The following is a 253-nucleotide window of genomic DNA, read 5'->3' as shown; positions in this document are numbered from 1 at the left end:
GCCGGACTGCCGGCGGACACCCTGGTGCCGCGCAGCATCGTGTTCGATTCGTCATTGGCGATGATGGAAGCAGCGCTGCAAGGCGTGGGCGTGGCCCTTGCGCCGCCGACGATGTTTTCACGGCAACTGGAAAGTGATGTGATCCGCCAGCCATTCGAGGCGGGGATTACCACCGGCAGTTACTGGCTGACACGCTTGCAGTCGAGGGCCGAGACGCCGGCGATGCTGGCGTTCAAGGCGTGGTTGCAAGCCA

General features: G+C 64.0%; 1 protein-coding gene. It reads left to right on the top strand.

The genetic code is table 11. The annotated features are described in order from the left end of the window. The coding region (locus tag AC0L20_RS41405) for a LysR substrate-binding domain-containing protein (protein WP_473295896.1) at positions 1-253 on the top strand (253 nt) is incomplete at both ends.

Source organism: Bradyrhizobium sp. Kon58 (genome assembly GCF_055807455.1).
The sequence above is the reverse complement of the archived record's forward strand: the minus strand, read 5'-3'. Positions and strand labels throughout refer to the sequence as shown.